Raw genomic sequence first — 2,088 nt, forward strand, 5'->3', positions numbered from 1 at the left:
GGTGCGGTAGAAAATATGGCCCTATTCAGGCGCTTTGTAATGAATATGCTCAAGCAGTGTGAATGCGGCTTACCGAGTCAACGCAGCAAATTGAAAACCGCTGGCTGGAACGACAAATTTAGGGCACTGGTATTCTTTGGTTTATAAGTAATCAAAGTATGCTCCGCCCCTGGCTTCCTCCCACATACTCAGACTTAGTATTTTCTTTCGGTTTGGAGCTTTCAGTTAATGAAATACCATCTTTAACTCATTTTATTTTCCCATTATCAGTGATTACTAAGACATCTTTATTTTTGATATTGCCTAATATATCGTAAAATTTCCAGACTCTCCGTCAAATATGGAGCCTGTGTTGGAAAGTGAATAAAACAGACGAGTTAACACCATATAACTTATTAAAGCTTTAGTTCAACATTATCCAAAGATTGTACATTTGTAGAGTGTTCAACATTCAACAGTGACACATCACCAGATGTATTATACGAATTCATCTTAACCACAGAATATATGAACTTTTTTTCATTCTCTAAAAAATTAATAATATGTCTATTAGATACGCCATATAAACTCATATCAACATCAACAAACTTATTAGCACTAATAATTACATTTGAAACATGCTTTCCAGAAATCAACTCTCCCGCAACATCTGAAACGATACGGATGCCTCCTCTTGATTTGAATGCAGTATTTTTTATAAAAGACAACCCATTCCAGTCTATTGCTTCATTAACATTACTTATCGAGTTTGGGAATACATTGAGAATAAATTTATTAACGTTTGAAAAGGAATTATCTTTAATAACAACGTTAGAATAATAATTAACCTCCATTGCAGAACCATGTATGAAATTAAATATATTACTTTCTACCATTGCATTAGATACACCTTTACGTGATGATAGTTTTAACCCTCCTTTCATTTCATAGAATAAGTTATTTTTAAAGATTATATCCCTCGTCCCTCCAAAATCCTTACTCCATGGATGTGTAGTTGTGACTTGAGTTACATTATAGAAAACATTACCTTCAGCACGAAAATTTTTAGAATTAACTTGCTCTCCAGAATAATGACTCCTGGATGAGGTTATACGTAATGCCGCATCACCAAAATTATAGAAATTACTATTTTCAACTGACGAACCCGACGTACCAGAGAATAACACACCCTGCTCTCCCCAGACGATATTGGTAGTGTTTTCATTAATATATTTAGCATCTGTCAAACCATAAAATGAAACACCATCAATTGATACATTATCTGAATCAATGACTGACAATATGTATTCACCATTAAATGAGTTACACTTTCTAATTTTAACCTCACCCACACCAACTATTTTAATGTCATTTTTATTCTTAATATACGCCGTAGAACAAACATCATAGTCTCCAGGTTCTATCTCTATGGTAGACCCAGATTCCGCTCGCTCAATCATACTAAGAAAATCATTATCCCCAGAGTGAGCGCTCACAGAAAAAGAAATAAATATTACGAATAAAAATTTCATCCCAAGCATTTAAACACCTTATATTTAACAACGTAAAAATAAAAACATACCATTTCAACAGCTTAAAAAACCTTTGAAAACACAATAAAAACTTATTAAACTCGACAAGCTTGAACAATTAAAAATTAGTAAAATGCAATACAAAAATATCTTAGATAAAAATATAACGCCTCGTTTATCCGGCGCAAAATTGTTGGCTAAAATTAGCGAAGAATGAGCGAAAGCCAACTGTTTTGCGTCCACTTTGAGCTACTTGTATGGATAATACACCCATCTTAATTGTTCTTTTTATACCGATTTAGGGTAAGGTGAGGCCCAAGCTTTAGCTGCAACTAAAGCCTTCTTTTACAGTAGTTCGATTGAGCAAAGGCTCCTCTGTTGAGAGACCGATAACAAGAAAGAACGCTGTAAAAGACTCCAAGCACCACACTCGAATAGTCTACTGGGCCTCAGGGGCGGAGCATACTTTGATTACTTATAAACCAAAGAATACCTGTGCCCTAAATTTGTCGTTCCAGCCAGCGGTTTTCAATTTGCTGCGTTGACTCGGTAAGCCGCATTCACACTGCTTGAGCAT

The 2,088-nt window shown here is 35.0% G+C and carries 1 protein-coding gene and 1 pseudogene; one reads left to right on the plus strand and one right to left on the minus strand.

Going from position 1 to position 2,088, the window contains the following annotated elements; genetic code table 11:
* A pseudogene (locus F9Y84_RS21745) lies at positions 1-147 on the plus strand (ISAs1 family transposase); the annotation flags it as partial.
* 248 nt (positions 148-395) lie between these two features.
* Here the strand turns inward: F9Y84_RS21745 and F9Y84_RS21750 are convergent.
* The gene (locus F9Y84_RS21750; protein ID WP_147391488.1) at positions 396-1,520 is read right to left on the minus strand and encodes a right-handed parallel beta-helix repeat-containing protein; all 1,125 of its coding nucleotides are present in this window, start codon (positions 1,518-1,520) and stop codon (positions 396-398) included.
* Positions 1,521-2,088: the final 568 nt, after the last annotated feature.

The sequence above is a fragment of the Pseudoalteromonas peptidolytica genome (assembly GCF_012641745.1).
Classification (GTDB): Bacteria; Pseudomonadota; Gammaproteobacteria; order Enterobacterales; family Alteromonadaceae; genus Pseudoalteromonas; species Pseudoalteromonas peptidolytica.